This window comes from Dyadobacter endophyticus (assembly GCF_014641595.1).
GTDB classification, from domain to species: Bacteria; Bacteroidota; Bacteroidia; order Cytophagales; family Spirosomataceae; genus Dyadobacter; species Dyadobacter endophyticus.
Genome location: NZ_BMIA01000018.1, coordinates 1 through 1,005, shown reverse-complemented (window position 1 = coordinate 1,005; position 1,005 = coordinate 1). Strand labels below are relative to the sequence as shown.

The 1,005-nt window shown below is 46.3% G+C and carries 2 protein-coding genes; both read right to left on the bottom strand.

Annotated elements, in window-relative coordinates; translation table 11 throughout:
* The coding region (locus tag IEY24_RS32620; protein WP_188939489.1) for an oligosaccharide flippase family protein at positions 1 to 404 on the bottom strand (404 nt) is incomplete at its 3' end.
* A 3-nt stretch (positions 405 to 407) separates the two neighbouring features.
* A partial coding sequence (locus tag IEY24_RS32615; RefSeq protein WP_188939488.1) for a glycosyltransferase family protein occupies positions 408 to 1,005 on the bottom strand: 598 nt, incomplete at its 5' end.

The window sequence follows — 1,005 nt, the reverse complement described above, 5'->3', positions numbered from 1 at the left end:
AGTATATTCTTCGGGACTACGCTGAGGGAACTGAAAAAGACATGAATGGCCAGCAACTGCCCGATCGGGATGTACACGTCATTTTTGTAAAAGTAGGCTACGGCGTAGGAGAACAGCGCAAATGCAATGGCGAGAATGCTGCTCATGATCGCACTCAGTTTGAAAAGATCGGAATGGTCTTTTTGAGAAAGCGTCTGGCTTTGCACGATGGCGGAGCCTAAACCGATATCACTCAGGATGTTAAAAAATGTAATGAAAACTACTACCACGCCTACTATCCCATATTCTCTCGGGCTGAGGAGGCGTGCAAGCATGGCATTAATGACCAAACCGATGACAATCCCCGAATATTTGGCAATTGCGGTAACCGCTACCCCCGAAAAAAGATCTTTTTTCAAGCCCATTGGTTACTTTCTGTTATGTTGGTTACGGACTGTCTCTTGAACACGCATTTTGAATGCGTCGTAGGAAAATGTGTCGAGATAGCGCCGGTAGCCATTTTCTCCCACCTTTTTTAATTTGTCGCGGTCCATTTTGAGCGCTATAATGGCATCGGCCATGCACTGTGGCCGGTTTTCGCATATAATAATGTCGTCGGTTAAAAGCAGCGTGTCCATCGCTTTGGTTTTCATGCTCAGAACAGGGATTCCGAGCGCGAATGCGTCCGCTACTTTATTGAGGAACACGGTTTTGGCTTTTTCGCTATCGCCGAAACTACCCAGGGCAACGTCGCAATGCGAAACGAGGAAAGGTTCCAGCTGTCCGTTGTGGAATGACTTGGAATTATCGATTTTTACAAAATTCTCTATGCCCAGTTCCCTTACTTTATTCCTGAATGGAATGGCCTTTTCATCGTCGTTCCCGAAAAGGATAAACTCGAAATCCGTCGTCGTTTTCGAAAGCAAATGCGCAGTTTCCAACACCTTATCTAATCCGTGCAGTGGAATGTAAGTGCCCCACCAGCATATGGTCAGCTTGTTTGTGGTCCCGTTCGCAAAAGGATTT